Genomic DNA, 1495 nt, shown 5'->3' on the forward strand with positions numbered 1-1495 from the left:
ATCATCTTTGGAGTTCTAAAAAGTAAACTGCCTTTTAATGAAAATTTATCTTGCATTTAAAGACAGTATCTACGCCTGCTAAATACCTAGTTTAATTCCTCAAATAATCCATAATAAGTCAGTTATACAAATGGTGAGCTAAATTTTTATAAAAGATAAGTGCTAACAAAATTAGCATGAAGTGTACAGAATAAATCTTAAAAATATCGACTTTGCCGAATTTTTTCCACTAAGACATTCAGCATCAGACGAGGCATACTTTGATTAAAAATCGTTTGACGAAGTTTCAAGAAAGCCTTGGTAAATTTAAAGACACCATCTTGTAACAGGTGGTAGGCGGCTTTATCGTTTTTTAAGGCATTCATAAACTCATATCGAGATTTTGGAACAGACAAATGTTCAGAAAGATTCGATTCTGGTTTAATCATCATTTCAACAGGGTCTTCTGATTGAATTAATTCATTAAGAATAGCCGGAGGAACAGTAATAAGGGGTGATCCCGCAATGGCTAAAACTTGATGTTTATCTCTAAAACTTGCGGCCATCACTTCAGTTTTAATGCCTTGCTGGTTAAATTGATGCACAATATCATGAATCAATTGGACACCAGGGGATAGGTTTTGAGAAGGGAGTTGGATGTTATGATTTTCATAATATTCGTTGGTTCTACCTACAAATGGAGAAATGAGGGTTGCATTGGCTTTCGCGCATGCTATCGCTTGAAGGTTAGAAAATACTAAAGTCATATTACAATGAATCCCTTCTGTTTCGAGTATTCGGCAAGCTTCAATCCCTTCATAAGTAGCGGCCACCTTAATTAAAATACGTTCTTTTTGTATTCCTTTTTTTTCATATAATTGAATTAAGTATCGGGCTCGTTCTATTGTTCCTTCAGTATTGAACGATAATCTTGGATCTAATTCTGAAGAAACGCGTCCAGGTATAACTTGTAGAATTTCATATCCAATTTCTGTAATAAAACGTGCAATAAATCGAATAGGTTCTGGAAATGGTGAGCCATCATTTTTTTTTGCTTCGTCACGAATATGCGCGATGATATCTTGGTAATGTGGATTTTCACTAGCATCTAGAATTAATTTGGGATTGGTTGTTGCATCGATTGTCTGATACTGTTTAATTAAGCGTACATCGCCGGTATCAGCAACAATTTTTGAATATTGTTTTAATTGTTCCAATTGATTCATAACAAGTCCCTTTGTTTGTGATGGCTATCTTTGAGTTTTCTGACTCACCAGCACCGATTTGTATACGCGATCAGAAATGATGCCTGGTTCAAATTGTTCCGTGGCATCTGTCACCATCAGTTCTCCATATTCTATGACCATTTTACACGTGGTTGATGTAATCTCATTAGGATCACTGTCTAATAGTATATCACGGATTTTGTCATCTACAGCAGGCGTAGATACTGTCTTTAAATGCAAGATAAATTTTCATTAAAAGGCAGTTTACTTTTTAGAACTCCAAAGATGAT

General features: G+C 35.1%; 2 protein-coding genes. Both read right to left on the bottom strand.

The window, feature by feature from the left end; all coding sequences use genetic code 11:
• Positions 1–197: 197 nt before the first annotated feature.
• Positions 198–1205, bottom strand: coding sequence for a transaldolase family protein (locus tag Lqua_RS02460; protein ID WP_058472711.1), 1008 nt, complete (start codon positions 1203–1205; stop codon positions 198–200).
• Between the two features lie 24 nt (positions 1206–1229).
• Entirely contained in the window at positions 1230–1445 is a 216-nt protein-coding gene (locus Lqua_RS02465) for a hypothetical protein (protein WP_058472712.1), read from the bottom strand.
• Positions 1446–1495: the final 50 nt, after the last annotated feature.

Origin of the sequence: Legionella quateirensis (genome assembly GCF_001467955.1) — a bacterium.
Lineage (GTDB): Bacteria > Pseudomonadota > Gammaproteobacteria > Legionellales > Legionellaceae > Legionella > Legionella quateirensis.